The following is a 24,772-nucleotide window of genomic DNA, read 5'->3' as shown; positions in this document are numbered from 1 at the left end:
CTGTCGTATACCCGCCGTTCTAAGGCTCTTGAAGCGAGCGCAAGTCATTGTAATAAGACACTTATGAGCGCCCTGGAGCCATATAGCCTGTACCCGCTTGACGCCGACGGACGGATTGCGGGGCCGCCGCATGTTGTCGAGGCAGGCGACGATACTGAAGCCATGCGCATTGCCACCGAGCTTTGTCAGAGTGTGGAGTGCGAGCTTTGGCTGCTCGATCGTATGATCGGGCGCGTGAGACCGTTGTTACCCGAAGGCGCCATCGTCGAAGGCACAGGCATGACCATCTTGCGGTCAATGCTTGAGCAGAATGCGCCAGCTTTAAAGGACGAGTAGCTGATCGGACAGCGCTTCAATCAACCTTCGAACTCTCGAGATTATCTGCAATCGAGGCGCTGACCTCGTCAGCAGCCTTCGTGATGGTTGCAAGCCGTCTCCAACTCTTCGCATTCGCAAGATGCTTTGCCCTCAGGTTCGGGAGCGTCGCTCTGGCGGCCTCTCTCTCTGCGGCTTCAGCAAGCTCCAGGCACCTCTCCAAAGAGGGCGTCCTGGCATTCGGGTTCACTGCGCGATCGGACAAGTTTCACCCCTCTTTGCAGATGGATAAGCGTTGATCGTCCGCGCGGCTAGTGAGGATCGCATCATCGGCCCAGGCGTTGGCTGGCGATGATGGATCAAGATGAGATGCGCATGGCGGCGGCGCACGATGATGGTGTTCATTCAGGACTAGATCTTGACCAGCAAGCCGCCGACAATCCCTTTGGTCACGATCAAATAATGCTGCGGTCAGCTTGGCTCCTCGGCTTCGCCACTGGCCGCACCAAGCTAGGCGAGTTGACCGGCGGCAAGCCACCTACGCAAGAGCTTTGATCTGAGTCTATTGTGAGCTCAGAGGAGCGCTTACGACAGAGGGCTCACGGACAAGTTGCGAAACCTTTCTCGGCTTGGCACGACCGAAGTCCTCCTTTGTCCACTCATGGATTTTGCCAAATCTTACTGGTGCCTTGCGCTCAGTCATGAGGAAACTTACTCCACATCAGAGAACACGTCCGCAGGTCTTGATGCCGAGCTGGGGTGCTGGGCCTTAATCAAATAAGTGACGGAGCGATGGCTCCAGTAACGATGCTTCTAATGGGTCGAAAGCGAGCTGTCGGCTTCGGTTGAAAACCAGACGGTAAAGCTCGCGCCGCTGAGAACCGGAGCCTTGCTACAGAGCAAAGGCAAGTGGCAGGAGCGCGAAGCCGAGCAATGTCGCGATCAGATGCCATATGCGGTCACCGATTTCGCCGGGAGCGAGTTCAGGGTCGCGCCGTAGCAGGAAGGTGCCCCCGAATAGAAAGGACAAAGCAAATGCCATGCTGTCTAAGCTGAAGGCAGATGGCAACAGCTTGGCACGCCCCGCCAGCCAGAGGACGAAGAGGGTTAGCGCAACTATCTCGGCGAACGCGCCAAACCACTGCCAACGGTCAAATGGACGCACAATTGGATGCACGTGGCGCTTTGTAGCGAGTGGATCGAAGTTGGATTGCCGATAACCCATTCTGAGTCGCTCCGAGTTGAGGCAAGCCTGTGTTTATACAACGGCTTAGGCCTGCTCATTCCGCTTTTTTGCCAGTGAACGCGTATTTGCGACAGACGGCAGGTTTGACCCGCTTAGCAGTGGCAGGTTAGCAACCATTTCGAATGTCCGCTCACGGTCGTAAGCCGACTGTCCGCTCGGGGTGGTAAGCGGATGCTTAGCGGGCTGGCGCTCCTCACGTAGGGCCAACAGACGACCAGCTGCAAGCCTTTATGTGGATCGGTCGCGCGCGGCTGCAGGTGCGTGCAGCAGCCTTAACAGCTCCTACAGTGACCTTCGATCCCACACGCAATTGCAACGCTTCAACCTTGCCGGCATTCTCGATTAAGACGTGGCACACCCCTGTGCTGGTCTTTTCGCAATGAAGTAAGAGCTGTTTGCTCGCATCGCTAAAGCTTGTTGTGACCTGGACAGATGAAGGCGGCGTCACGTCCACTGAACACCCGCTAGGCACGATGAGGAGCGACCCGCAGCACCGCAGCGTAAAGCGCATCTCCCACCCCTCTTCTGCCAAAATTTTCGGCTTCAGCTTAGTCAACTGACTTACGTCCGCAATGGGTTGCGAGCCGAGGTTGGCTGAAATGTCGTAAATGGGTCGTAACCAAACGTTCCGCGCGAGCATCGCATATCGGGTGGAAAGCGGTCACAGTCCGCTTCGTGAGCATGCTCTCGCAGCTACTCGTCAAATTCAAGTTGAGCCGCCGCACCGCCGGTAAGATTGTTCGGTCTTGAAGGCTCGACAGGCACCCCGCCACCCTCGGGGTCGCCCTTTCGATCTCGTCGCCTCGGCTTGCTTATCCGGACTGAAACGCGAGGGCGCTGTCGGGGTGGACGAAGGGGGTCGTCGTTGCCGGGGCATGCAGCTTCCATATTGCCTTTGGGAAAGGTCACCAATGTCCGCAATGGGTGGAAAGCGGACATTGGCAAGGAAGCGAAAGTTGCTGCCTTGAGCCTGATAAACGCACGCCGGTCACAGACCAAGCACGCGCCTGGCCCGCTGCCACCACGACGAGCGCTTGGATGGGGAAAAAGGCCGACCAGCAAGCCGCGCAGACGGCTGATCGCGGAAGGCTACTCCGAGCATCGCTTTAGTCAGGTCTTTTGGAGCGGGGATGATTGCCGACCCTGTGTGCTGGAGGTCGCCATCAACATGCGCCTCGATCATGGGCGCGCTTGCCCACACTACCAGATGATCAGGGGACCATTCCACCTCACCGACTGCACAATCTTGGAGACCGTCCGTGACGGTCAGCGTGATCGTTGAACGGGCCGGAACCTCTACTTCGTCAGCCCATGGCTCAAGCCAGACGGAGAGCGGCTGCGGTCCCGGATTTGATAAGCCCCAGTGGCAAACGCGGTCGGTCATCATGCCAGCATTTCAGACCGGCTGAATGTCCACAATGGGTGGAAAGCGGACATAGCTTAATCGGGCATGCCAAGGCTTCTCTCCCGGCGCAGCTTGACCCATATGACGACCACGGCTCCTCCGCAGAGCAGAGCGAAGAACAGCCGAAAAGAGACATTCAAGCCGAACGAGAGCGAGTCCGAAGCGAGCCGAACCATCTCGGTGCCCCGGCCCAGTTCCTTGATTGCGCCACTACTCAGGCCGCTCCAGATATGAATAACGTTGTAGAGCAAGAGCGCCGTTGCGAACGTGATGAGAAGAGCGGACCTGATGACGTGCCATCGGCTCAGATGACTGCGGTATCTGCCCATCTCAAGACCCTCCCACTTGCCTGTTCCAAGCTAAGCCGCTCGCGAATGTCCGCAATGGGTCGAACGCAGACCTTCGCCCTGGATGTCCGCAATGGGTGGAAAGCGGACATCCGGCTTGCGCCTAGTGCCGCCAATCGGAGATGGTGGGGCATGGAGTTCCAGAACCGAGACTTCATCCAACTGGTGAAGCGAACCCGCGAGAAGTTCGGCGTCTCCATCGATGAGGCGCACGATATGATTCGCTGACGAGGAGATGCGGCGGCTTGTGGCTTGGCGCATCAATCACAACGAGGATTGTAGAAAACAGGCGCTATGGGACGTGTAGCACAACGGTAGCGCGTCACGGTTCATGCGCCACGGCGACCGCGTCTGCTTCCGGAGGAGCGACGGTCAACGCTAATGTCTGCTGTGGGTGGAAAGCGGACGTTCAGCGACTGCCGCAGTCGACAATCGCCGCAGCCAAGGTGCGGACGTCGGACCAGTCTTCAATTGCGGGTAATGCGGCGGCATGAACCTGTACGTAGGCTGCTGCCTGCCACTGCATATCGAAGTAATCCGCCGTCTTTTGAAAAGGTATGACGAAACCGTCCGGTAGTGTGTCATCAGTTCCGGTGGCAAGTAGCCACATATTTCGGCCCGCCAGCGCACGGCCAAGCTTTCTCGATTCTGCGTTGGAGAGCAGATCTGTCAGGCGGTCAAAAAAGGTCTTCATCAAACCGCTCATTGCATACCAGTAAACGGGTGTCACAAAGACCACATTCTGGTGCTGAAGCAGACGAGCAATAATCTTATGGAAATCATCTCGCTCCAGCCCAGCGTCGTACTTAAATGGTTCGATGTAGCTGGAACTCAGATCCACCACTTGCTCTGGCCTTAGCTTAAGTTCAGCCTGCAGGCACTGTGCGACAGCATCGCTGTTTCCGCGCTTTCTTGGAGACCCTGTTATCAGAAGGCAGTCGCTCATCGACAAATGATGAGCGCATTCTTCGAATGTCCGCAATGGGTCGAAAGCAGACATTTGAGCCGGCAGCTGAATGAACGGCCGCTTGTGGGTTGACCGCCGATGCTCGGAATGACCGGCAAGGGCGCTAGGCCGACGGTCGGTCGAGCATGAATGAATGTCAGGATCCCGCCAGTTTGCGCCCGAAAGCGGTCAGCCCGCTTCCCACCACCAGCGGACAGATGGATCGTTGCCCGGCGGAGCGTCCGCATGTGGCCGGAAGCAGACCAACCGGTTCTCGCGTCGAGGTCAAGGAAGTGGCCGCTAGTTCAGCTAACGTCAGTCCACCTTCCGGCGAGAGCATAAAGCGGCGGCAATCTCGACCGTATGACGCAAAGCCGAGAGCGGATTTTCGTCGGTGCATCCTTTTATACTTTCACAACTGCCTCAGCACTAAGCTTCACCGATGAAACGCACTTGGCACTTCGGACGACGTCTCCGCATGCTGATCGGCACCGGTCAATTTGCTCGTACCGAGCAGTTGATCCGCCTGGTCGCAGCTAAGTTGGTTGCACCAGACGTAATAGCCGCGCTCGACCGCCCAACTGATCAAGTGAGGATCGAAGGGTGGGATACCATTGGCGCTCGGATGGAGGAGGCGAAATGCTTTCTACACGGCGATAATCAGGGGCGAGATTGGCGCGCGGTGATCCTTGGCCTTCGCAACGATACCGGAGTGAAAGATCTTAGGGTTGAGACCCTCTTCTCGATGTCCGATCAGGCACGTCTGTGGCATCCGCTCACCGATTTCCTGAGCGACTTTCAGATTCAAAGACAAGAGCGTGAGCTCGGGACCCAGGCACTCGTGCCCGACACCGACCTCGTTACGATGGATGTTGCGCCGTTACGCTTGCTCGGGTTGGACGACTTGTACGCGATGCAGGTCAATCAGCCGGTCTCGTGGAGCAAGCAGCGGGAGTGCACCCAAGACCTTGCTGCCGCTGCCATCCTGCTGCGGTTTCACCAGGCCGTTGAACGCCACGCTATGACCGATGGCCTACCACACGGCTTGCCGCTGTACGCAACGGTGAAACCAGTTTCACGACCAATGGAGGTGAATGCCCTGAATTTCGGCGAGGTTGCCACGCGCCGGCTTAGCCCCGTGGTGGGGAACTTCGAGGCCCGCACGGCCGAGCTGGTGGCCGAAGCAAAGCAGGCACGTGAAGCCGAATTAATTCACGATACCCGCCGCCTTATTAGTCAAATGCGAGAGAGGGAGGCGGTGCTCGCCCGCTGGCCAGTCTGGCACAATCCCCTCAAACGCCATGGGTTTGCCGAACAAGTTCAGCGTGAGCAGCGGCTTACCCGCGACGCCCTCCAACGCATGCACGGCATCGAGGCAGGGAACGCCGATGGTGAGACCTTGATCCGGCTCCTGGTCGAAGCGCGTCACGGCAAAGTGACGCCCGAACTCCTCGCAGATCTCCCAGCGAAAGATCGTTCCGAACTCCACCAAATCAGCATGGCATATGCCAAGATGTTCGGTGGTCGGCGCGTCCGTGCCTACTTAATGGCACATCCGGATCGCCCCGCGATCGTAGACGAAATCGGCTGACGGTTAGGTAGCTCCGTCCGCCTCTTTGGTCTTAGTGACTTACGCCGCGAATTTGCTACCTTCATAGAGCTGATCGGAGACGACGTAGCAGCTCGCCATGAGATGTTTCGTCCTTGAGCCAGATCAAGAAGCACAGGAGTAATTTTGTCATGCCTTCTGCCGGAATTGGCGAGCTGCTGGAAGGACGAGTAAATCTTGGAGTGATCCGATTCGTGCGCGTGAGGCCAAGCCGCGACGTACCAGGAGACGAATACTTATTCTTCTTAGCCAACGCCAACGAGCAGCCAGCGGCTCGGGTGACAGTCCACAATCGAAGCTGGGACCTGACCCGGCAAAGGGCGGAAGCTGCCGGAGAGGACTGGTTCGCAGGCTCGGTCAAAGAACATCTCGCTGCTGTCCGCGACTTCGTCAAACGGCATGGCTTGACCCTCGAAGTGAATGAATTTCTTCTGTGTTCCGGATATGAAGATCGCGTCGAAGTTGTCCGCCAAGGATTTCTTGAGGCGCTAGCCTCTGGCGCTCGGGAGCCAAGCACGGATCGAGACGTGCGGATCGGACAGCTTCCTGTTAAGCGCGGTAGGATCGAGTTCAGACCACACAATCTTTCAAGAAAGCATGATGTTAGTTTCGCATTCGGCCACGGGAAGGAATCGCGCGTGACCGACATCCGCGCTAATCCGAATACTGTTCTCAGGGCTCTCAAAAGGTGGTTCAGAGTAGAGGAATTGTAGGACGCCGTCTTCGAATGGGATTGGCAGCATGATCGTTCTTTGGCGTGTCACTAATCGTTGCAACTTGTCTTGTTCCTTTTGTGCTTATGACAAGCGCCTTCCGATCCCGCGCCTGGCGGTCGATAAGACGCAGGTAGAGCGCTTCGTTGATCTGCTTGGGCAATGGCAGGCAGAAAGGGGCAGGCCGGTCCTGCTAAGCTGGCTTGGTGGGGAGCCGCTGCTTTGGCGACCGCTATCCGGGCTCAGCATGCGGGCAGAAGCTCTGGGTATTGAACTCAGCATTACGACCAACGGCACTACGCTCGGCGCACCACGCGTGCGCGCCGAGTTGATCCGCCGCTATCGCGAGGTCACGATCAGCATCGACGGGCTCGCCGACTTTCACGACACAATGCGCGGCTGGCCGGGCGCTTTCGCCAAACTTGCCCAGAATGTGCCCGCCTTGATCGCCGAACGTGACCAGGCGGGTGCATCGCTCAAGGTGCGCGCAAATGTCGTGCTGATGCGCGAAAACATCGCTCAGTTCGAGACGCTGTGCCGGAACCTCAGCGATTGGGGCGTCGACGAGATCAGCTTCAACCAATTAGGCGGCCGCGACCGACCCGAATTCTTCCCAACGCACCGGTTGACCAGCGCCGAAGTGACGATGCTCGCAGCGTTGCTTGTGCGGCTTCGCACGGAGCTCGGCCTGAGCGGCACGATGCTGGTAGGCGGTCCGGCCTATCTTCAACGGATCGCCGATACAGTGGCGGGCCGTCCTTTCCTGATCGACGACTGCCGAGTGGCCGAAACTTTCCTTTTCGTCGACGAGCATGGCCGAATAGCGCCGTGCAGCTTCACCCCCGAGCATTTCGATCTTTCAATCGACGACTTGCATAATCCTGCCGATCTAGACGCATTGCCGGCGCGGCTCCGGGCACTGCAGCGCGCAAGGCCTTCCCGTGACTGCGCTGACTGCCCTAGCACGCAGCAGTTTGCTAAATTCGAGATAGCGGCGTGAAGCCTCGGTCAGCATCAATATCAGTGCGTCCAAAGCGTCGGCGACGGTCCGCTGCGGAGTCGAATGCAGAGTTCAGTCGGAATGTAGTAGATGCGTGGAACGCGGAAGAAGATTTCACCTTTTAAGTATGCAATGGATTTGGCTCGCGGCCGAAGTCATTGACAGCAGTGAGGTAGGGATTTTTTTCAAGACTGGGCCATTGCCGACGATACGCCTCCCACTCTGGGTGGTAGTTCTGCAGCAGCCAACGATTATAACGTTCGACCGCCTTCCTACGATCGAGAGGATCAAGCAAGCCAGCATCGTTGGCGGCAAGATCATGCAGGCGATCTATAGCTGCTACTGGAACATACAGCAGTAAGACGCGGGAGGCATAGCTATAATCCTCCTGATGCCCCCAAACGGGCTTCACATCGATCGCGCTGAGGCGCTTAAGCGATGCGCGGAACGCGAGGTTGCTCTCCAGCATTCGCTTTCGCGCATCCGCCTGTATGTTCATGGCAGTGATGTTGTCTTCAGTCGCGAGGACGCCCCGAGTGCTAGATAGTCCAACGGTGCTCCAGAGCTTCCGATTTGGCTCTAGATGAATTCCCGATGTCATGTTGGCCGCGATGTTATTGAGCAACCACATTGGGGACAGGCTCTTCAGCACGTAATCAAGATACTCTCCATCGGAGCGCTCATCGATCATCTGCCCGATCTCCTATAGTCGACGAAGAAGCAGGTATGCTCAAATCGTGTCGATGCTCCCAGCGTGTCGGAAGCCGCAATCTGGCGTGCGCTGAACGAACAACTACTTCTAAATGATCTACCTACCCGAGCGTCTGGAGCTTGCGCGGAACCGACGCCTCAACCGAAATGAATAAACGTCTGATATGCGCCCCATATTACCCGAAAGTAGCCGGTCCGCTTACCACCATGTGTCGCCAACACAGCGATCGGGAAAGCATAACGTCCGTTTGAAGATAGAGCTTACGCCGCTCGGATGCCGGCCGTTTACGGACTGGTCTTCTTGAGCCGCGGCAGCGCCACCCCAAGCCAAGTGCAATAGGCGTCTTCCTGCTCGAATTCATACGCGCAGTCCTTTCTGAACTCCTCTTCGAGTGCGTGGATCTGCTCTAGCGTATCGACTAGGGACATGTGCTCGTAGTTCTGACCGGTCTCGCAAACGAAAGCATAGGCGAAGCGCGGCTCGGTGGACGCTTGGCGCTGAGGCGAGAGACCCGTCACATCCACCCTGACCACGTGGCAGCGAATGCTGTCTTCGATTCGACCTTCGTGCTGTAGATGGATGACATCCCTCATCTGTGTCGCAGCAGCCGTAGTGCCAAAGATCTGCACGGTGTGTACTCCGAGCGCCTGAACGATAACCGCAGCCCAGTCGCATGTGACCGGATCTCTGAACTCGCCATCCGGTCTGCGCCATCTATGAGGTTCGTACTCATCACCAGCGATGAGTTTTTTTTAATTAATTCAAAACGTCTTTTTGCGCGCTCAAGCGGGCGGCACGTTCGTCTTCATGTCTGTAAATAGTACTGAATGAAGATAGCATACGCTCTCGCGAGTCGATCACGTCCAAAATCTTGTCCAGGTCCTTCATCTCAGCTTGCTCCGAAACTGTCGTCCTCTGGATTTTAGGATGGACTCTCTCATCCACAAAGTCGCAGCTTCTCGTTGCGAGGTAGCAAAATCTCCATCACCAACGGGCCATCGCCGTATGGGAGTGAGGCAGCTGACCTTTAGGGGGTCTTACCGTACTGCGTCTCCCCGGCACGCTCGATGAGGTAGATCGGCTCGCGAATACCGTCGGTCCTGTTTATGCTCCGTTGCGCTTCCTTGATGAAGGGACCCTGCCAATCCGCCTTCTAGACGGCGTTGGCCAGCACCGCTGCGGTAGCCGGGTTGAGGCCGTCAGCCGAGAAAGCTTCGGAATGTGGTCGCGTGTCTGCTTTCGCCACCCGGAACACGCTCGAAGGTCTTGCTCTCGGCCTCGATGCGGCTGCACGGCCGCACGAAGACCTTGGCTTGACGTAGGGGACCGATAATCAGGAGGTCATAGTTTAAATGCGGCAGTGCCGCCGCCGGCGACGGATCGATGGACATGGTTCGTCCTATCGGAAGAGACTGACCCTTGCACTTGGACCAGCAATGTTGATGATAATGGGGCAGCGTGCCGAACTGCGGGGCGGGCTCATCGCCCGCCCCGCGACATTCACGCGGCTGAGGCGATGAAGGCCTGCGCTTCAGCCAGTACCTCCATCGACAGTCGCTTCTCGACGCGCCCAAGGTAGTCGGCATAGCGGGCATGCGGACGGCGGCTGGCAACCTCCCTCAGGGTCATGATCTGCGCCGCTCGCGCCGAGCTGAGCTCGCCGTGCGATTCCAGTTGTGCCTGCAGAAGTAGGGAGGTGGTCAGAACATCGGCTATCGGCACGTCTCTCAGCCTCTCGAGCTTGCCGGTCTCCAGCAGCTTGCGCACGCTGGATGCCCGATCAGCGAACTTCACCGGCAGATCAAGCGCCACTGCGACTTCAGTCAGGTGCACGTAGGTTCCGCAATGGTGTTCCTTGGCAAGATCGAGATGCAGCCAATCACGGCCCTTCCTGGCATCCTTGATCAGCTGGCGTGGCAGCCGCAGATGGTGCCGGGCGGCGCCGATCCGAAGCACGGGGAGGTCCATCGACAGGCCGCCCCACGTCACCAGTCGGTGGTCGGGCAGCATGCGCAGTTGATCAAATAGTGCACCAAGCAGGGCCGGCTCGTCGTCTCCGGCCCAAGAATGCAAGCTCCCAAATTCGAAGATGCCGTCCACCACCGAGAAGGTCAGCAGGGCCGCAGCGCAGGTTGCTCGAAATGGGTATCGAATAACTTCGCAGGGACTGGGATCCAGTTTCCGGTAAGATTCAACGGCGTCGAGCCGGTATAGCATCTCAATATCGAGCACCGCGTAGAACGCGGGCCGATTGCTATTGTCGTTGTGGTGCTGGGTCATATTGTTGACTTTCTGGTAGAAACTACAAAACCCCCAGGCGGCGGGCTTTGTCAGGTGGTCGTCGTTGTTGTGCCTCGACCGCTTAATGCGGCCTTGGCTCGAGCAATGGCGAGGTCTTTCCCTCCTCACCGCTAACTCGCAGGAGCGCCCGTCAGCGCGCTTCACATCTTTTGGACTTCGATGCCGCGGGTGAGGGATCCAGCGTCATGCGATGGAGCGCCCGGTGGCCCGCCACGCCTCAAGATCAGCGCTGGCGGCCGATCTGGTCTCGGGATTGGAGCAATGCCGTCCCGCGCTTGCCAGAAACAGCGTCTGCGCCCGAGCGGAAAGGCGGCGGCCATTTGCAATGGGGTTGCGTTCGCGGCTTTCGCAATTCCAGGCCGGCTCAAGCCCGTAGGGTTCGCCGATACTGTCGAGGACGGCGCGACCCATCTCACAGTCGTAGAGCGAGAGGTCCTCTGGAACCTGGTCCAGGATCCTGACGAGCCTTTCCAGCGAGGGCCGTGAGTGAGCATCGTTCGGCTCGCCTCGAGGCGTCCGCACGAGCCCCGAGACAACGTCGTGGACGTTGATCGAGGCCAGTCTGGCGCCGTCCGGGATGGCGGCCACCAGCTGCTCCAGCAGCTCGACTGACTGGGTGTACTCTTCGCTGACCCTGACGGTCTCGCCGAAGCTGAACTGACCACCCGCATAGGTGACTGTCAGGACTGCGAACCCGGTCAGAAAAACGAACAGCTCCGGCTGGTCGTCAGGCGTTGAACCCTGTGCTGCGAGGAGGTCCGGAACGACAAAGCTGACGGGAACGGAAAAGACGTCAGCGAGCTCGACGTCGAGAGGGTACTCCATGGTTATATCCTTTGTGATGGACGCGCGTCAGGGCCGCCGCCGCGAGCGCGGCGCCGATGCTGACGGCTTTTCAGTTGCTGATGGTCCGAGCCGGAAGGCTCAGCCGTCGTAATCCTCGAAGGCGGGCTCAACGATCCGGGCGCAGCGCTGCGGATCGACCCAGTTGAGGTGCTCCCGTATCTCCACGGCCTCCGCCCCGGCTTTCGCGACCGCCTGCGCCGATCGCCGACAAAGTTCGTCCCTGCGCGGCAGATGCGTGAAGTCTGCCAAGTGATTATGCTCGGCCGCCCAGACATACTCGTCGAACTGATAGAGCAGGGTTGCATAATAGGCCGGGTCACCCTGCCTCATCGCCGCCCAGTGTGCCCACAAATGGAGTGTGCTTGCGCAGTCCTGCTCGCAGTATCGACGAACTTTCTCGATCTCACCTGCGGCCATCATGGTGGCGACGTCCCCGCCGTCGCAGTTCACCTTGGCCGACACGTCCAGTGCCCGGCTCAGCTCCTTCATAGAGCAGCCGCCTCGCACCGCGCCGTAGTTGCCGAAGAGCTCGACCAAGTCGGCATGGGCCGCACCGAAGCGCGGCGACGACCAGAACCGAGCGATGTTGTCGCAGTCGAACACCTGACAGCGCATGGCGGCCATGCCGAGGACCGGAGCATCGAAATTCCGGCCTCCCAGGGTCACGACGGTGCGCTTGCCGATGAGCTGATCGATGGTGCGGATCGCATCTTCACTGTCACCGTCCACGGTGACCAGATCGAAGTGCCACTCATTGTAGCGCTCTCGGTCTGCCAAGAGCATTGACGTGCAGACGATCTCGTGGCGCGGCCATGCCGGAAAGCCTTCCTCCGGATCAGCGCCAGGCACGATTGTCTCGAGGTCGAGCACGACGAAGTGGCCCCAGTTGTAGCTGGGTGGGCTGTAGGTCATTCCAGTCTCCTTGGATGAAGACGGGCGGGAGCGTCAGCGGATTGCCGACCTTTTCCACTCCCTTCCAATCTTCACTCCAGGAGCCCGAAGGTGCTTTCCCCTTTTGCACCCAAAGGTTGTCGCCGCATGTCCCCACCATGCGGGCCTGCAAGGACGACCTTATGTAATAGCAGCCTAACGCGAGGATCTCGCCCGTCCGGGAAAGGGCATTCGCTATCCACGAGAGGCCATGAGAGGTCGGGCGGGCGTCTGGCACGAATATCTGCGTCCGACCCCACAGGGCTGTGCCCATAGGCCTTTCTACCTAGAAGATGCGCGACCTAGCTGGCCGCGACGATTAGCCGATCAGCGTCGATCCCGCGCCTTTCTGTACTCGTCCATCCAAGGACGCGGCACTCGGCGGTTTTGCATACGGCAGCCGTCGTGCGTGCCGTTTTCCACCAACGGATTCATGACTTTGCCTCTGGCAGTGTCGCTCAACCAACTGCCAGCACGAAGAACAAAAAGGCGACAGTATCAGGCTTCCCTTCGGCAGGCCCGAGCGCGGGCGAGCTGATCGCGATAGGCTTTCAGGACCAGCATGCCTCCGATCTTCCATCCAATGGACGTGCAGACCACCAAGGTGAGCAGTAGCCATGGTACGTCTAGTTCGGACCGGGCCGTGGTGAGTTCTCGCTGAAAGATCGCGAAGGTGTAGCAGGCGCCGATGTAGAAACCGATTACGCCCTGAGCGACAGCAGGCGGCACCAAGCGGATGGCCATCCCACCGAGGCGCCAGAGCACGAAGATGGTTGCACCAGCTAGCGCGATCTGGAAAGCCGGGTGCAGCGAGGTCGCCCCGCTCAGCTGCGCAAGCCGAAAGATGATGAAGCTAGGCAGTACCATCGGAGGCAAGACGATCAGTCCTGCGATCAGCGCCGTGCAGCCGAGACCTGACGCCGCTGCGAACACCTGCTCATCGGGGTTCCTTGCCATGATGAAGGTCCTCCCGCGCTCAATCGGCAAGCCACAACGCCGCGGGCTTGCCGCCGCGCAGCTTGAACAATGCGGCACTTGCTTCCGGGCAGGTGAAGGCGATGGCCGTGCGGTCGGTAGCGTCGGCGGCAATGTAGCAGCTTCCGTTCCACCGGCCTTTGAAGGTGGCGGCAAGGAGAGGCTTCCCCATGCTTCCGGCAAGATCGACGATGATTGCGCTGATGCCGCCACCTTCCACCATGCGGGCAAGGTCGAAGCGACGATCGCCATTGTAGTCGACCCTCGCTGTGAAGGTGCATTTGGCCAAGGAGTCGCTTCGGTCACATCGCGATGCCGGCAGTGTGCGCCAGCGGTTCGGCAGGAGGGAGGGCTGTCCCGCCTGGAACGGAGACGTCCACCGTTGATCGTGCTGGCTTGCCGTCGAGCAATTGGCATTACTGGTGATCGAGGCTGCAACTAGGGCGACGAGTAGAGCCGGGCTGCGCATCAGAAGCTCGCCTTCGCACCGGTGTGCTGACGGAAGAGGCGAATCTGTTCAGCCTTCAGGCCAGGATCGTCGGTGTAAATGGAAACGCCGTCGTTGCTTTCCGACAGTGTGATACGAGCATAGTTGAGACAGTCTCGCGCGTCCTTCGCCTGCTTCGCGCACCACATCGACCAGGGGGCTCCGGCCGCCTGCCCGAAAGACCTGCGACCATAGCGCCTGGTGAGCTCCGCCTCTGCCTGCTCGAAACTGAGCACCTCCAGCGGTGCCGAATAGCCGATCAGGGTCGCGATGGAGCCGCCGGGCATGGGAAGGTAGTTGACGCTGATCCTCTCCCCGCCCCGCCTGTACTCCTGATCGCGGATCCCCTTATTGGGTCTGCCGAATTCGAATGGAGCACCCGTCGCACTCCTGAGCGCCTCAGCCCAATCGTCGCCCTTGGTTTCATGCAACAGCTGATAGCCAGCCTTGCTTGCAGCAGCGGCAACCTGAGAAGAGGACAAGCCTAGGGCTATGCCCGCAACGGCATAGCGTGCAGTCACTTGCCCCTTTGTGCCCTCCTTGCCAGCGCTCGGAGCAGTCGCGCCCACGCAGGCGGCGAGAGCGATAACAGTGCCAAGCAGCAAACGCCTGGCGTGACCGCCTTGAAGGTCACATCCTTTCGCAAGAATCGTCCAGTTCGACATCTACGCACCCCTTAAGCCGACGGGCTGCGGACAGCCGGCGGCATCCCTCGAGTTGCGAGGCGATGCCGGCCTTGGAACCGGATGTTGGAAACCTGCGATTAGACAGGCGCGAGCGCCTTTAGCCGGATGGCCTGGACATACGCGCCCGCCACCCGGTCGACCTAAGGTCGGTGACCGGCTCTAATCGACGAGGTTTCCACGCCTCGGCCCATCATCGACGGGCAAGAAGAGGCTAGATCAGGAAAGGCGTGATTGGAAGTGCTTGCAGGTGCGTTTCAACGACCAAGTATGATACGGCCCGCGACAGCGCGGGCGTTTTGCGCGGCCAGGTCCGCCGCCTTCCGCCGGATGGCTTCCTCCTGCTCGGCGGCAAACCACGCGAGAGCCTTTTGCAACTTCGGCTCGTCTCGCCAACTTTTCATAAGCCGTTGGCAGCGAGGGCCGGGCTGCTTGCCCGTGCGTGCCAAGGCTTCACCGTGCCTTAGCAGATAGTCCTGCACCTGGCGGATCTCGAGCTGCTTGGTTGCAAGGCGTTCGAAAGCTAAGCCGCCCCAGCGAAAAAGCAGCTTGTCCGTGAGGCTTAATTCCGAACCATCTCGAAACGATCCGTGGATTTCACTTGTGGCTTTGTTCTTGCTGAGGAGTACGCCGTTGGCCTCAAGCTTGCGGAGATAGGCTGCGATCATCTCTGCGTGCGTTAGGTCGCGTCGCGTAGTTTCCGAGCTCTGAGGTGGGTCTGCCCATATCCTGCGTGCCGCTGGAGAAGACGCGCCAAGCACTCCGCTAGCGTCGGTGCCGCTCTCCTTGTTCAATCCGTCCCGCGCAAGTGACTCTATCGGCAATGGATCCCCGCCCTGCTCCGCCACAGGTTGCACCCCCACGCCTCGCGCATCCCCCGGCTCTTTCGGGGGCGGCTCGGACCCGCTTATGGCCGGCTGGCCTGACAGCGCCGCCGGCGCATTTCCGGCGGCCACGGGCTGAGCGGTGAACACGGAGGGATGAGGCTGGGAGGCAGTCCCGAGCTCAACCTTCGAAACGGCATGCTTCTTGTCGTCATCTTGCGCCAGCTCTGACGGAGCACTCGAGCCACTCGCAGCAGGGACAGCGTCGCTCCTATCCGAGTTCATCGGCGCTGCAGGCTGCCACGTCTGCCTCATGGCGTTCTCCGTCTTGCCGTTCGCTTGGTCGATTTCTGATGTGGTAGGGGGCGTCGGCTCGACTGAGCTTATCGATCCTGCTTGGCTGATGTTTCCGTCGAGCCTGGAACCTCGGACCATGATGTTCCGCTTTGGCTCAGCCACAGTTTCAGAAGTGCGATGATGGGCCTCCTCGATGATACGCTTAAACCGACGACCAAGCAGCAGCGGGGCTTCGCTCTCCACGATTGACGCCGGTGTGACTGGAAGAGGCACAGGCTCCGGCGAACGCCACGTCGCACCCTCAACGCTCTCCGCCAGTCCGCTCGTAGCGTTGGTCATGAGCACTGGCCGCAAGGCCTCAGCTTGCAGCCGTTCCGACGCAGCTTGTAGCTCGCCTTCTCGGGCCGCAAACGCCGACAGCTCCCGGAGCTCGTCAAGAGCGGGTTGATTGTGCTTTTGCCAGTCGCGCCAATAGTGGCGTGCCTCTTCGCCAAGCGTAGCGAGCTCGCCGCGCGGATCCTCGCCGAGGCGTTTGGCCCGGCCGGCGGCCCTGATCATGTTCCGTGGGCGAGAAAGCTGCCGCTGCATCTCAAGCCGCGACAGCTCGGCCCGGTAGCGGGCGCGGGCCACCAGCTTCAGGTCAGCAAGCGCAGCATGGGCCTCGTCTCGAGCCTTCTTTTGCTCGGAGCTGGGCTCGCCTTGCTGATCGCACTTCGAGTCAAAGGCGCGCTGCTGCTGAGTGATCTCTTTCAGCCGCTGCTGATGAGCAGTTTCAATCAGATGGCGGTCCGCTTCGGCATGGCGCTCTTCGTTGCGCATGCCCGCATTCGTCGGCGCGCCTTTTGCCTCAAGGCCGTGGCGCCTGGGACCGAGTTGCTCGTCCGGTTCCTTGGCGATCTTCATCTCGCCGTAGGTGCGGGGATTGTAAAGCCTGCCGTGCCCGCCAGCAACGGCAATCGCATTGATGATGCCGGCAATTTCTGCCCTATGCCGCTTAGGGAATGAGAAGGCCCGAAAGGCGCCCGACTTCTTCGCCCGAAATGGCTTGTGGAGCGTCCGATTGCCGGAACTGGAGCGATACTCTCGGACCGCCGCAAAGTCCCACTGTCTTTTAAGGTGCTGAAGCTCTCCGGCTTCAAGTTGGCGTTTGATCTCGGCCTTCCATTTGGGGGCAACGTTGTCGAGGTCGCGTGCATCGCCGAACAGAGGGCGGCATGGCCGGTCATAGACATCGATGTGGGCATGGTAGTTGTTCTGGTGATTGGTCGCGACCGGCTCGTGTATGACGGCGGCATACATGGCTCCGCGTCGCTCAAGCCGGCGGCAGATCGCCTCTGCCGCACGGCGACGCTGGCGAGCCGAAAACTCGACCGGCAGCGCGACCACGATGCGCCATTGAATGCGCCCGCCCCTGCCCTTGGTCAGCTTCAGTCCATTAAGCTCCTGTTGGCGCTCTGGCGAGTGGACCTTGTCTGCCGGAACGAAGCCATGCCGCTTCATCAGTTCAAGCAAGGCATCGGCACCGCGAACCAGCTCGACCTCAACGCTCCCCTGCCCCTTGACCGCCAGGTACGCCTTCAGCACCGCTGGCTCACACGCGGGGTCGTCGACCACCCGCCTCCAAACCTCAGGATGCCGATTGAAGACGATCAGCGCCTTGTCGGGCTTGGCATCGCGTTCGTTCTCCTCGACCAGTGAGTAGAATTCGGCGATTTCGTTGGGGTCCCTACTCGGACTGATGTTGGTGATGATGAGCGGGCGCCCGAAAAAATCAGACTGGACGCGATCGCCAAGCAGATATGCTTGCTCGCCTTCGGTTCTCGTCGTGTAACGGATCCGAGCCTCGCCAGCGCCCGGACCGATCTTGGTGCCGGACGCGAGCTGTCGAAAGAAGGAGGACTTGGGAATGGGCTCGATCGAGTAGTGGAACGAGCGCAGGCCAGCAGCTGACCTCCGTGGCTTGTAGGTGACCGCTGGCACCGTCACGTCACGCACAAGGCGCGAGCGGCTGTTCTTCTTGGTTGGCTTGAAATGAGGGATGGTTGTGTAAGATCGAGAAGAGCCAGCCCACAGGTCACTTGCGCTGCTCCTGAGTCCAAGCTGCCACTCGAGGTTGCGCTGCTTGGCTAGGGCAATACGTCCATCAGTCTCCGCTCGACGGATCTTGGTGTCGTGCTTGACGCTGTCGCACAGCTGCGCCAACGCGATGATGGATTGTGTGTCGAGGCGGGCAGCACTGCTCATCGACCATGATATGGGATGATTGGCTTACCTTAGCAAACACCTATGGCGAAAGTCATAGGTGTTTGCGCTATTGCAACTACCCTACGATCTTACTTACCCTTTTGCGCGCGCACTTCTGATCTGACTTACTATCTCTTTTCCACCAACGGGCACATGCTTGGCCCTTCATCGGTTCAGCCCGGGCAACAGCTTGGTTCGCGGCTCGCCCGGGCTCTCTCCACCTGCGTCAATGTCAGTTTTTGGGACACTTTTCGCGAAGGTACCGGCCGAGCTTATGGTGGTTGCCGCCGAAATACTCCTTGAAGTCGGATCCGTCCGGTCCTTGCTCGAGCACCGTGAGGATCGTTTGGTAGCTCACCTTTCTCTTCAACATGCCTGTGATCGTCATGCGATAACGGGTGGTAAGGCGTATCGCCAGCTCGTCCTGAGATGGAGGCCGAAGCCGTGCCGCAGCGTCGTCCATCTCCTCCTCGGTCATGTCCGGCCGCAGGATCACCTTCGGTCCGGCGGTTTGATGATCAGCAGTTTGGCCCTGACTTCTCGCCGATGATGGCCCGTTATCCACTGGTCCCTCACAGCGGACCGGCGTCGGTCCGAGCTTGTGCAGCTGCTCGCCTCGTCCTGTTTCAGGCGGTGACCGCAGCGGTCGCGCCCCTGGCTTAAAGGCCTCGGCATTCTCGCCGCGGCCCCGGTCCTGAACCGCACCAAGGTCGATCGATGGCGTTTGCGCGCTCGGAAAGGGCACCTGCTGATCGCTAGCCTGAGGCGGTGTCCTTTCCGTCCCGCCCTCGCTCAACTCCGTTGCTCTTGCTTGAGCTGCAGCCACGTACGCAATGTGCACGGCTTGCGGCAAACTTCCGATCTCGTCGCCTTGACGAGGCGTTTTTGACGTATCCTCCACGATCTTCTCCTATCGTATCAAGACACCACGGCGGCGTCTCCAAGTTCCTTCTAGGACAAGTTCGGAAATCCGACTCGGAACTGGAGAGAGGCCGGACTGCTCGTATCCTCGCCGCCCGCCCGCTCACGGTACATGACTTTCATCGTAGTGCATCAGGCGCAGATCAGAAGACTGCGAAGGATGTTACGTTTGAACAGCTAACTGCAGAAGACGACTATCTCCGCGCGGAGGCACGCTCTTTGACGTTTGGCTTAGTCGCATAGACTTTGTAGCGCATTTGTTGGTTCTCTTCGTCCATCCTACAATTCGTAACACCACGAGCGAGAACGAAAGGGTGTTACGATGCGTGCTGAAGAAGTTTGGAACGGTGTATTGGTTTACGGTCCACAATCGGAGATCGAGCGTCTAATAAAGCTCTGTCATCTTTGGACCAATCAAGTGCCCACGGATAAAGCCGTGGCAGATTTTGGTGAGTTGATGATGCCTGGATCGTCGTGGAGTTGCGAGTACTTCACGTGGAATGGTGTCACCCACGGGCCCCACAAGCCTGGCGAGTTTAGCTTCTGCTTTGACTCTGATGGCGGCGCTCCGGAGGAAATCTTCAAGCGCCTCGCTGAGGAGTTCCCGACCTTAGAATTCCGATGCAGCTCAATCGGCAGCCAGGACGAATTCATGGCTGAAGGCACGTTCCATGGTGCGTCCGGAAGGCAAGGATTTACGTACCAGAGGGTTCCTGCGGACTACTGGGGACGAGGCAGCGAGCCCGAAGAAGAAGATACGGATGTAAATTGACCTTCATCGGTCACGCACCCGACCGGCGAAGTGTAAGGCTTGTGGTACATCGGAAAGCCGGTCGGGTGATGACATCGCCGCCGCGATGCGAGCGCTGTTTCGCCTCAGTGATGATCACATAGGTCTCACAACCTTGAAGACCCAGGATCGGCCATTCGGGCCAACCTTCCCGCCCACCATCTTCAGCCATTCGTTAATGCCGGCCCTCGGCGACTTCCAGCAGTCCAGATCGATCGGGTAGACAACACGAACTGGTCTAAAGCGGAACGGCCGCTTTCGGACTGCACTTTCCATCGACGGAGAAAGGTGAGCGCTTTACCATCGGCATCACGGCACGCCGCTCGAGGAGTCCGCGTTGGGAACAAATGTACCGCCACTGACGAAGCAGAAGCCGGATGGCACGACATACACGCGCCGAGAGGATGTCGAAGACGCTCTTGAACGGCTTGTCGGACTTCCGCGATCAGAGATCATCGCCGCCTTAGAAATCCTCGATGTCCGCTCGCCGCTCTATGTGCAGTCGGAATGCATAGTCCATCTGATCCGGGCGACGCGATCCGACAACGATCAGGCCTATTTCGGCGAACTCTATCGCGAGCTGATGCGAAGAATCACGGCCGTGCTGCCGCGGGTTGAGGGAGAGCGCGGAGGCACGTCGGAGAACGTGCATGCCGCCGACGCCCGGGATCGTGTCCGCGACCTATTCAACGAGAAGGTGAGCGTCGATCGCAACATGGCGGGCTCCGATCTCGACTACTACGAAGTGATGTTCGCCGATGCCATAGCCGCGCTCCGGAAGACGGCCATGAGGCGCGCCACGCGGTCGGCGGCCCGGAGCGAACGCATCGAGACCGACGACGACGGCAGTGAGTCGTCGCTGGCCGTGGAGAGGGCTGTGGGCAGCCTGGACCTGAAGCAGGAACTGCTCTCCGAGGATCCGATTTACCGGTCCCGCGTGATCGCGGCGATACAAGCTCTACCAGACAAGCAACGCAGAGTGATTGAGATGATCCTTCAGGAAATGCCGATCGACTCTTCAGACGAGAGTGTGATGACCATCCGCAAGATAATCGGGGTCTCTTCCGAGAAGACGGTCCGCAATCGACGCGACGCGGCGTTCGATACGATACGCCAAGCGCTCGGGATTGGATCAGGCGATGATTAACCACAAACAACTGAGCGACGAAGACGTCCTGCTGGCGTTCGCGGTGGAGCCGGAGCACGACCGCGCGACCCTCGAACGTTACCTGAAGTCCCATCCGCATCTGGCCGACGATCTGATCGACCTGTCGCTCGACATGCGGCTCCGGCGGGCGGGCGACGGCGCCAGCACACCCGTCGACGAGGCTTGGATCGAGGAATCTTGGGCGGCGTTCCAGGCAACAATGCCCACCGATGCCGGTGCAGCCGTCGTCGATCCCTTCGAGACTGCATCAAGCGAGGATCTCGTCGCTCTCCGCCGGACGCTGGGCGTGCCCAGTGGCGTCATCCAGGGGTTCAGTACGAGGCTGGTGGACATCGCGACGGTGCCGGCGTGGATCGTCGATGCCGTCGCGCGAGGCGTCAGGACCAGCGTCGGCGATCTGCGGGCGTTCATGACCGCCGGGCCCCGACTGGCGACAGACCTGAGCTACAAGTCAGATGAGGCCCCCGCTGCAGCCACCGCCAAGATCACCTTCGAGGCGCTGTTGGTTCAGTGCCGGGTGAAGGACGACAAGCGTCGCGAGCTTCTGGAAGACCGGGACTGAATCGGTGGACGCGGTCGAACTCGCACGTCAGCAGGCCGCCGCGCTCCATGCCCGAGCGGTGTCCGAGGGTGCCGACCCATGGTCGCCGATAGCAATCGTCAATGCGGTCGCCTCGATGCGCTGCCTCGACAACGAGGCCGTCGAGCCGGGCAGCGAGATCCTGGCTCGCGGGCGGGCGCAGTTCGATCCGAAAGGACGGGCGATCCGCTACGAGGACGCAGGCTCGGACTTCGACAAGGCGTTCCTCATCGGACACGAACTCGGTCACGCAACGTTAGGCGATGACCGCATTGAGCACGTTGCCAAGGTCGTGGATCCGACGCGGTCGTCCGAGGCCGCGCCCGTCGGCGAGGATCGTGTCGTCGACTATAGCCGCCGGCAGCGACGCGAGATCCAGATGGACCTCTTCGGACGCGAGCTGATCCTCCCGCGCGCTCGCGCGAGGTCCCTCCACCTCGACGGGATGACCGCGACGGAGATCGCCGACAAGCTGGGCGCGCCGTTCGACGTCGTCGCTATGCAGCTGCTCGACGCCCTGCTGCTGCCCGAGATCCAGCCTCCCGCTGCGGACCCGGCCAAGAAGCCTCCGAAGCCCCTGAATTCAGAGCAGGCCGATGCAGCGCGGCATCGCGGCGCGCCCTATCTCCTCGAAGCGGGCCCCGGCACCGGTAAGACCCAGACACTGGTCGGCCGTGTCGCCGGGCTCGTCGAGGAAGGCGTCGATCCCACGGGCATCCTAGTGCTCACCTTCTCGAACAAGGCCGCGGGCGAGCTTTCCGAGCGGATCGCCTCCATAAACCCCGACGCGGCGTCGGCGATGTGGATAGGCACCTTCCACGCCTTCGGCCTCGACATCGTCCGCCGCTACCACAAGCAGCTGGGCTTCGCCGCCGAACCCCGCATGATGGACCGCAGCGAGGCGATCGCGATCATGGAGAAGGAATACCTGGCGCTCTCCCTGACGCACCATCGCGAGATCATGAATCCGGCCAAGCCCCTGAGGGAGATGCTCGGCGCAATTTCGCGGGCCAAGGACGAGGTCGCCGAGCACGAGCGCTTCACCGAACTCGCCCAGGCTATGCTCGACCACGCCGTGGATCCCGACGCGCACATGGCGGCGCAGCGGTGCATCGAGGTCGGCCTAGTGTACCGCCGGTACGAGGAGCTGAAGCAGGCGGCCGGCGCGGTCGACTTCGGCGACCTTGTGTCGTTTCCCGTCAAGCTGCTCGACACCGATCCCGAGGCCGTGGCGGTGCTGCGCGGCAAGTACGCCCATGTCCTCGTCGACGAATACCAGGACGTGAACCGCAGCAGCGTCAGGCTCCTTCAGCGACTGACCGACGGGGGCAGGAACCTCTGGGCCGTCGGTGACGCCCGGCAGGCGATCTACAGGTTCCGCGGTGCGTCGTCATACAACATGTCGCGGTTCGCGACCGACGACTTCCCGGGCGCAACCGGCGGCAGGCTCCGGCTCAACTACCGGTCGACGCCGGAAATCGTCGATGCCTTCTCGGCGTTCGGGAAGGGCATGCGCGCCGGATCGAACGACGCGTCGCTCGGCGCCGACCGTCCCGCAAGCGGACACAGCCCAGAGCACGTGACGTTCGGCGACAATGACGACGAGGCGGATGCGCTGGCGGACGAGATCGAGCGCCGGTCGGCGGACACCGTGTTCCGGGACCATGCCGTACTCTGCTCGGGCAACGACCGGCTGACCCGCATCGGACGCGAGCTGGAACGGCGCGGCATCCCGGTGCTCTACCTGGGCAACCTGTTCGAGCGGCCCGAGATAAAGGACCTGCTCTCCCTGCTTTCGCTGCTGGTCGACCGCCGCGCGATGGGGCTGGTCCGCAAGCCGACGCTCCCCGGGCTGGCGACCGGAATGACCTTCTCCGGCGCCACCGCTGTAGTCCAGCACCTGGGCAAGACCGATGCGGAACCGCTCGCCTGGACCCAGTCGACGTGGGCGCGGCCCGAGCGATCGCCCACGGATGTCACATCGTTGCGGGACATAATCGCCATGCTCGATGGCTTCGGGATCTCGTCGCGTCCGTGGCCTGTCCTGGCGCGTATTCTGCTCGACCGTACGCGCACTGCCGCCTCGATCGCCACCGCGGACGATGTCGCCAGCCGAGCAATGGGGGTGGCGATCTGGCAGTTTATGGGCTTCCTCCGCGCGGAACGCGCAGGTCCCGGCCTGCCGGTCCAGCGCATGCTCGATGGCATCCGCCTTCTCGTGCAGCTCGCCGACGAGCGCGATCTTAGGCAGTTGCCCCAGGCGGCGCAGGGCATCGACGCCGTCCGCCTGATGACCATCCACGGCAGCAAGGGACTCGAGTTCCCGGTGGTGCACGTCATGGGGCTCAACAAGAACAGCCTGCCCACATCCTCCGCCACCCGCCGACCCACCTGTCCCGTTCCAGACGGCATGATCACCGGGGGCGAAGGGAACGAGAGCAGCACCATGACGCTCGCCGCGATCGACCACGACCTAGAGCAGGAATGCCTGTTCTACGTCGCCGCCTCACGGGCGAGGGACAGGCTGCTCCTCTATTCGGCGACACGCACCGCGTCGTCCGGGACGGGGTCGCCCCGCAGACGCGACCCGTCGCCCTTCATCGCACGTCTCGGGGTGAGCGCCACGCGGGCCGCAACGCCCCGCACCGACCGAACCGCCGATCCCGAAGACAAGCCGCTGCCCGTCCGCATCGGCCCGCCGATCCGGATCACTACCTCCCAGCTCCACCTCTATTCACGCTGTCGCCGGCGCTACCTCTACACCCATGTTCTGGGCGTGGGCGGAAAGCGGACATCCACAACCATCACCAGCATGCACGACATTGTGCGCTCCGTGATCGAAGACATGGCCGGACGGCAGCCCACCGCCGGATCCGCATCCGAAGCCGTCACCCTGCTAGATCAGCTCTGGTCGGAAGGGCCGCTCGCTGGCGACGAATACGCCATCCACCGCGAGATCGCGGGCTTGCTCGTCCAGCGTTTCGTCGACCTGCGCGCCGGAGGCACCCTGGCGGACCCCATGACACTGGAGACGCGCATTGGGGACGACGCCCTCATCGCGATCCCCGACGATCTCAAAACCAACTCCTCCGGTCAGCGCATCGCCAGGATGGTGAGAACCGGGCATCGGTCCTCGAAGACGGGGGAGGATGTGGCGGACGCCGCCTTCCAGATCGCAGCCGCCGCATCCCTTCCGGGCTGCACCGCCGAGATCATCCATCTCGGTGACGACGATCCCACCACGCGGGTCACGTTCGATCACAAGGGATTGGTTAAGCAGACGGAAAAGCTCTCTAAGGCCTTCACCGCCATCGGCGAAGGCCGGTTCGAGGCCGACCGCTCCGAACGCACATGCCCCTTCTGCCCGGCCTTCTTCACCTGCGGCCCGATCGTGGACGGCAGCCTGCAAATAAATTCCTGACCGGAATTACCG

Annotated in this window: 25 protein-coding genes; 9 read left to right on the top strand and 16 right to left on the bottom strand. The window is 60.5% G+C overall.

The genetic code is table 11. The features are described 5' to 3' along the window. Positions 1-63: 63 nt before the first annotated feature. Entirely contained in the window at positions 64-336 is a 273-nt protein-coding gene (locus ABD727_RS04675) for a hypothetical protein (protein WP_344706220.1), read from the top strand. A 16-nt stretch (positions 337-352) separates the two neighbouring features. Here the strand turns inward: ABD727_RS04675 and ABD727_RS04670 are convergent, their stop codons facing one another. Then, on the bottom strand, positions 353-580 hold the full coding sequence (locus ABD727_RS04670) for a hypothetical protein (RefSeq protein ID WP_344706219.1): 228 nt from the start codon (positions 578-580) through the stop codon (positions 353-355). 86 nt (positions 581-666) lie between these two features. Here ABD727_RS04670 and ABD727_RS04665 point away from each other — a divergent pair, with 86 nt between their 5' ends. Continuing rightward, on the top strand, positions 667-870 hold the full coding sequence (locus tag ABD727_RS04665; RefSeq protein WP_344706218.1) for a hypothetical protein: 204 nt from the start codon (positions 667-669) through the stop codon (positions 868-870). Between the two features lie 337 nt (positions 871-1,207). Here the strand turns inward: ABD727_RS04665 and ABD727_RS04660 are convergent, their stop codons facing one another. The 4 genes from ABD727_RS04660 to ABD727_RS04645 all read right to left on the bottom strand — a co-directional run bounded on the left by ABD727_RS04660 (position 1,208) and on the right by ABD727_RS04645 (position 4,259). After that, positions 1,208-1,540 (bottom strand): hypothetical protein, encoded by a 333-nt coding sequence (locus ABD727_RS04660; RefSeq protein ID WP_344706217.1) that lies wholly within the window; start codon positions 1,538-1,540, stop codon positions 1,208-1,210. Positions 1,541-2,549: 1,009 nt separating this feature from the next. Then, positions 2,550-2,948, bottom strand: a complete 399-nt coding sequence (locus tag ABD727_RS04655) for a hypothetical protein (protein ID WP_344706216.1) — start codon at positions 2,946-2,948, stop codon at positions 2,550-2,552. Positions 2,949-3,001: 53 nt separating this feature from the next. Then, on the bottom strand, positions 3,002-3,217 hold the full coding sequence (locus ABD727_RS04650) for a hypothetical protein (RefSeq protein ID WP_344706215.1): 216 nt from the start codon (positions 3,215-3,217) through the stop codon (positions 3,002-3,004). Positions 3,218-3,722: 505 nt separating this feature from the next. Beyond that, on the bottom strand, positions 3,723-4,259 hold the full coding sequence (locus tag ABD727_RS04645) for a flavodoxin family protein (RefSeq protein ID WP_344706214.1): 537 nt from the start codon (positions 4,257-4,259) through the stop codon (positions 3,723-3,725). Positions 4,260-4,737: 478 nt separating this feature from the next. On the opposite strand from ABD727_RS04645, the gene ABD727_RS04640 reads away from it, so the two are divergent. From ABD727_RS04640 to ABD727_RS04630, 3 genes are all read left to right on the top strand, one after another. Further along, positions 4,738-5,850, top strand: a complete 1,113-nt coding sequence (locus tag ABD727_RS04640; RefSeq protein WP_344706213.1) for a hypothetical protein — start codon at positions 4,738-4,740, stop codon at positions 5,848-5,850. 113 nt (positions 5,851-5,963) lie between these two features. Next, positions 5,964-6,581, top strand: coding sequence for a hypothetical protein (locus ABD727_RS04635; RefSeq protein ID WP_344706212.1), 618 nt, complete (start codon positions 5,964-5,966; stop codon positions 6,579-6,581). 28 nt (positions 6,582-6,609) lie between these two features. Then, on the top strand, positions 6,610-7,581 hold the full coding sequence (locus tag ABD727_RS04630; protein WP_344706211.1) for a radical SAM protein: 972 nt from the start codon (positions 6,610-6,612) through the stop codon (positions 7,579-7,581). Between the two features lie 121 nt (positions 7,582-7,702). Here the strand turns inward: ABD727_RS04630 and ABD727_RS04625 are convergent, their stop codons facing one another. The 11 genes from ABD727_RS04625 to ABD727_RS04575 form a co-directional block, all read right to left on the bottom strand. Then, complete coding sequence (locus tag ABD727_RS04625; protein WP_344706210.1) at positions 7,703-8,272, bottom strand: hypothetical protein; 570 nt, start codon at positions 8,270-8,272, stop codon at positions 7,703-7,705. Between the two features lie 305 nt (positions 8,273-8,577). Next, positions 8,578-8,886 (bottom strand): hypothetical protein, encoded by a 309-nt coding sequence (locus ABD727_RS04620; RefSeq protein WP_344706209.1) that lies wholly within the window; start codon positions 8,884-8,886, stop codon positions 8,578-8,580. Positions 8,887-9,492: 606 nt separating this feature from the next. Beyond that, the gene (locus tag ABD727_RS04615; RefSeq protein WP_344706208.1) at positions 9,493-9,684 is read right to left on the bottom strand and encodes a hypothetical protein; all 192 of its coding nucleotides are present in this window, start codon (positions 9,682-9,684) and stop codon (positions 9,493-9,495) included. Positions 9,685-9,793: 109 nt separating this feature from the next. After that, a complete protein-coding gene (locus tag ABD727_RS04610; RefSeq protein WP_344706207.1) occupies positions 9,794-10,573 on the bottom strand; it encodes a 3'-5' exonuclease family protein in 780 nt (259 codons plus the stop codon). 204 nt (positions 10,574-10,777) lie between these two features. Beyond that, positions 10,778-11,419 carry a hypothetical protein gene (locus ABD727_RS04605; protein ID WP_344706206.1) on the bottom strand — a complete coding sequence of 214 codons (642 nt, stop codon included), beginning with the start codon at positions 11,417-11,419 and terminating at the stop codon, positions 10,778-10,780. A 99-nt stretch (positions 11,420-11,518) separates the two neighbouring features. Next, positions 11,519-12,352 carry a ribonuclease H-like domain-containing protein gene (locus ABD727_RS04600; RefSeq protein WP_344706205.1) on the bottom strand — a complete coding sequence of 278 codons (834 nt, stop codon included), beginning with the start codon at positions 12,350-12,352 and terminating at the stop codon, positions 11,519-11,521. 516 nt (positions 12,353-12,868) lie between these two features. Next, complete coding sequence (locus tag ABD727_RS04595; protein ID WP_344706204.1) at positions 12,869-13,327, bottom strand: hypothetical protein; 459 nt, start codon at positions 13,325-13,327, stop codon at positions 12,869-12,871. A gap of 19 nt (positions 13,328-13,346) precedes the next feature. Continuing rightward, the gene (locus ABD727_RS04590) at positions 13,347-13,814 is read right to left on the bottom strand and encodes a hypothetical protein (RefSeq protein WP_344706203.1); all 468 of its coding nucleotides are present in this window, start codon (positions 13,812-13,814) and stop codon (positions 13,347-13,349) included. Beyond that, positions 13,814-14,497 (bottom strand): hypothetical protein, encoded by a 684-nt coding sequence (locus tag ABD727_RS04585; RefSeq protein ID WP_344706202.1) that lies wholly within the window; start codon positions 14,495-14,497, stop codon positions 13,814-13,816. Before ABD727_RS04585 ends, ABD727_RS04590 begins: the two co-directional genes overlap by 1 nt. Before the next feature lie 275 nt (positions 14,498-14,772). After that, on the bottom strand, positions 14,773-17,880 hold the full coding sequence (locus ABD727_RS04580; RefSeq protein ID WP_344706201.1) for a hypothetical protein: 3,108 nt from the start codon (positions 17,878-17,880) through the stop codon (positions 14,773-14,775). A gap of 232 nt (positions 17,881-18,112) precedes the next feature. Continuing rightward, positions 18,113-18,781 carry a hypothetical protein gene (locus ABD727_RS04575; RefSeq protein ID WP_344706200.1) on the bottom strand — a complete coding sequence of 223 codons (669 nt, stop codon included), beginning with the start codon at positions 18,779-18,781 and terminating at the stop codon, positions 18,113-18,115. 342 nt (positions 18,782-19,123) lie between these two features. On the opposite strand from ABD727_RS04575, the gene ABD727_RS04570 reads away from it, so the two are divergent. The 4 genes from ABD727_RS04570 to ABD727_RS04555 all read left to right on the top strand — a co-directional run bounded on the left by ABD727_RS04570 (position 19,124) and on the right by ABD727_RS04555 (position 24,760). Beyond that, positions 19,124-19,573, top strand: a complete 450-nt coding sequence (locus ABD727_RS04570) for a hypothetical protein (RefSeq protein ID WP_344706199.1) — start codon at positions 19,124-19,126, stop codon at positions 19,571-19,573. A 355-nt stretch (positions 19,574-19,928) separates the two neighbouring features. Beyond that, on the top strand, positions 19,929-20,738 hold the full coding sequence (locus tag ABD727_RS04565) for an RNA polymerase sigma factor (RefSeq protein ID WP_344706198.1): 810 nt from the start codon (positions 19,929-19,931) through the stop codon (positions 20,736-20,738). Then, positions 20,719-21,321 carry a hypothetical protein gene (locus ABD727_RS04560; RefSeq protein ID WP_344706197.1) on the top strand — a complete coding sequence of 201 codons (603 nt, stop codon included), beginning with the start codon at positions 20,719-20,721 and terminating at the stop codon, positions 21,319-21,321. The genes ABD727_RS04565 and ABD727_RS04560 overlap by 20 nt, the downstream gene beginning before the upstream one ends. A 4-nt stretch (positions 21,322-21,325) precedes the next feature. Next, positions 21,326-24,760 (top strand): UvrD-helicase domain-containing protein, encoded by a 3,435-nt coding sequence (locus ABD727_RS04555; protein ID WP_344706196.1) that lies wholly within the window; start codon positions 21,326-21,328, stop codon positions 24,758-24,760. Positions 24,761-24,772: the final 12 nt, after the last annotated feature.

Origin of the sequence: Sphingomonas swuensis, from assembly GCF_039538045.1 — a bacterium.
Taxonomy (GTDB): Bacteria; Pseudomonadota; Alphaproteobacteria; order Sphingomonadales; family Sphingomonadaceae; genus Sphingomicrobium; species Sphingomicrobium swuense.
The sequence above is the reverse complement of the archived record's forward strand: the minus strand, read 5'-3'. Positions and strand labels throughout refer to the sequence as shown.

What these genes read in the sequence shown, in the direction of transcription:
- ABD727_RS04675 (WP_344706220.1), top strand. Translation starts at nt 64, where the DNA reads ATGAGCGCCCTGGAGCCATATAGCCTGTACCCGCTTGACGCCGACGGA.
- ABD727_RS04665 (WP_344706218.1), top strand. Translation starts at nt 667, where the DNA reads ATGATGGATCAAGATGAGATGCGCATGGCGGCGGCGCACGATGATGGT.
- ABD727_RS04660 (WP_344706217.1), bottom strand. Translation starts at nt 1,540, where the DNA reads ATGGGTTATCGGCAATCCAACTTCGATCCACTCGCTACAAAGCGCCAC.
- ABD727_RS04655 (WP_344706216.1), bottom strand. Translation starts at nt 2,948, where the DNA reads ATGATGACCGACCGCGTTTGCCACTGGGGCTTATCAAATCCGGGACCG.
- ABD727_RS04645 (WP_344706214.1), bottom strand. Translation starts at nt 4,259, where the DNA reads ATGAGCGACTGCCTTCTGATAACAGGGTCTCCAAGAAAGCGCGGAAAC.
- ABD727_RS04640 (WP_344706213.1), top strand. Translation starts at nt 4,738, where the DNA reads ATGCTGATCGGCACCGGTCAATTTGCTCGTACCGAGCAGTTGATCCGC.
- ABD727_RS04630 (WP_344706211.1), top strand. Translation starts at nt 6,610, where the DNA reads ATGATCGTTCTTTGGCGTGTCACTAATCGTTGCAACTTGTCTTGTTCC.
- ABD727_RS04625 (WP_344706210.1), bottom strand. Translation starts at nt 8,272, where the DNA reads ATGATCGATGAGCGCTCCGATGGAGAGTATCTTGATTACGTGCTGAAG.
- ABD727_RS04620 (WP_344706209.1), bottom strand. Translation starts at nt 8,886, where the DNA reads ATGAGGGATGTCATCCATCTACAGCACGAAGGTCGAATCGAAGACAGC.
- ABD727_RS04615 (WP_344706208.1), bottom strand. Translation starts at nt 9,684, where the DNA reads ATGTCCATCGATCCGTCGCCGGCGGCGGCACTGCCGCATTTAAACTAT.
- ABD727_RS04610 (WP_344706207.1), bottom strand. Translation starts at nt 10,573, where the DNA reads ATGACCCAGCACCACAACGACAATAGCAATCGGCCCGCGTTCTACGCG.
- ABD727_RS04605 (WP_344706206.1), bottom strand. Translation starts at nt 11,419, where the DNA reads ATGGAGTACCCTCTCGACGTCGAGCTCGCTGACGTCTTTTCCGTTCCC.
- ABD727_RS04600 (WP_344706205.1), bottom strand. Translation starts at nt 12,352, where the DNA reads ATGACCTACAGCCCACCCAGCTACAACTGGGGCCACTTCGTCGTGCTC.
- ABD727_RS04595 (WP_344706204.1), bottom strand. Translation starts at nt 13,327, where the DNA reads ATGGCAAGGAACCCCGATGAGCAGGTGTTCGCAGCGGCGTCAGGTCTC.
- ABD727_RS04590 (WP_344706203.1), bottom strand. Translation starts at nt 13,814, where the DNA reads ATGCGCAGCCCGGCTCTACTCGTCGCCCTAGTTGCAGCCTCGATCACC.
- ABD727_RS04585 (WP_344706202.1), bottom strand. Translation starts at nt 14,497, where the DNA reads ATGTCGAACTGGACGATTCTTGCGAAAGGATGTGACCTTCAAGGCGGT.
- ABD727_RS04580 (WP_344706201.1), bottom strand. Translation starts at nt 17,880, where the DNA reads ATGAGCAGTGCTGCCCGCCTCGACACACAATCCATCATCGCGTTGGCG.
- ABD727_RS04570 (WP_344706199.1), top strand. Translation starts at nt 19,124, where the DNA reads ATGCGTGCTGAAGAAGTTTGGAACGGTGTATTGGTTTACGGTCCACAA.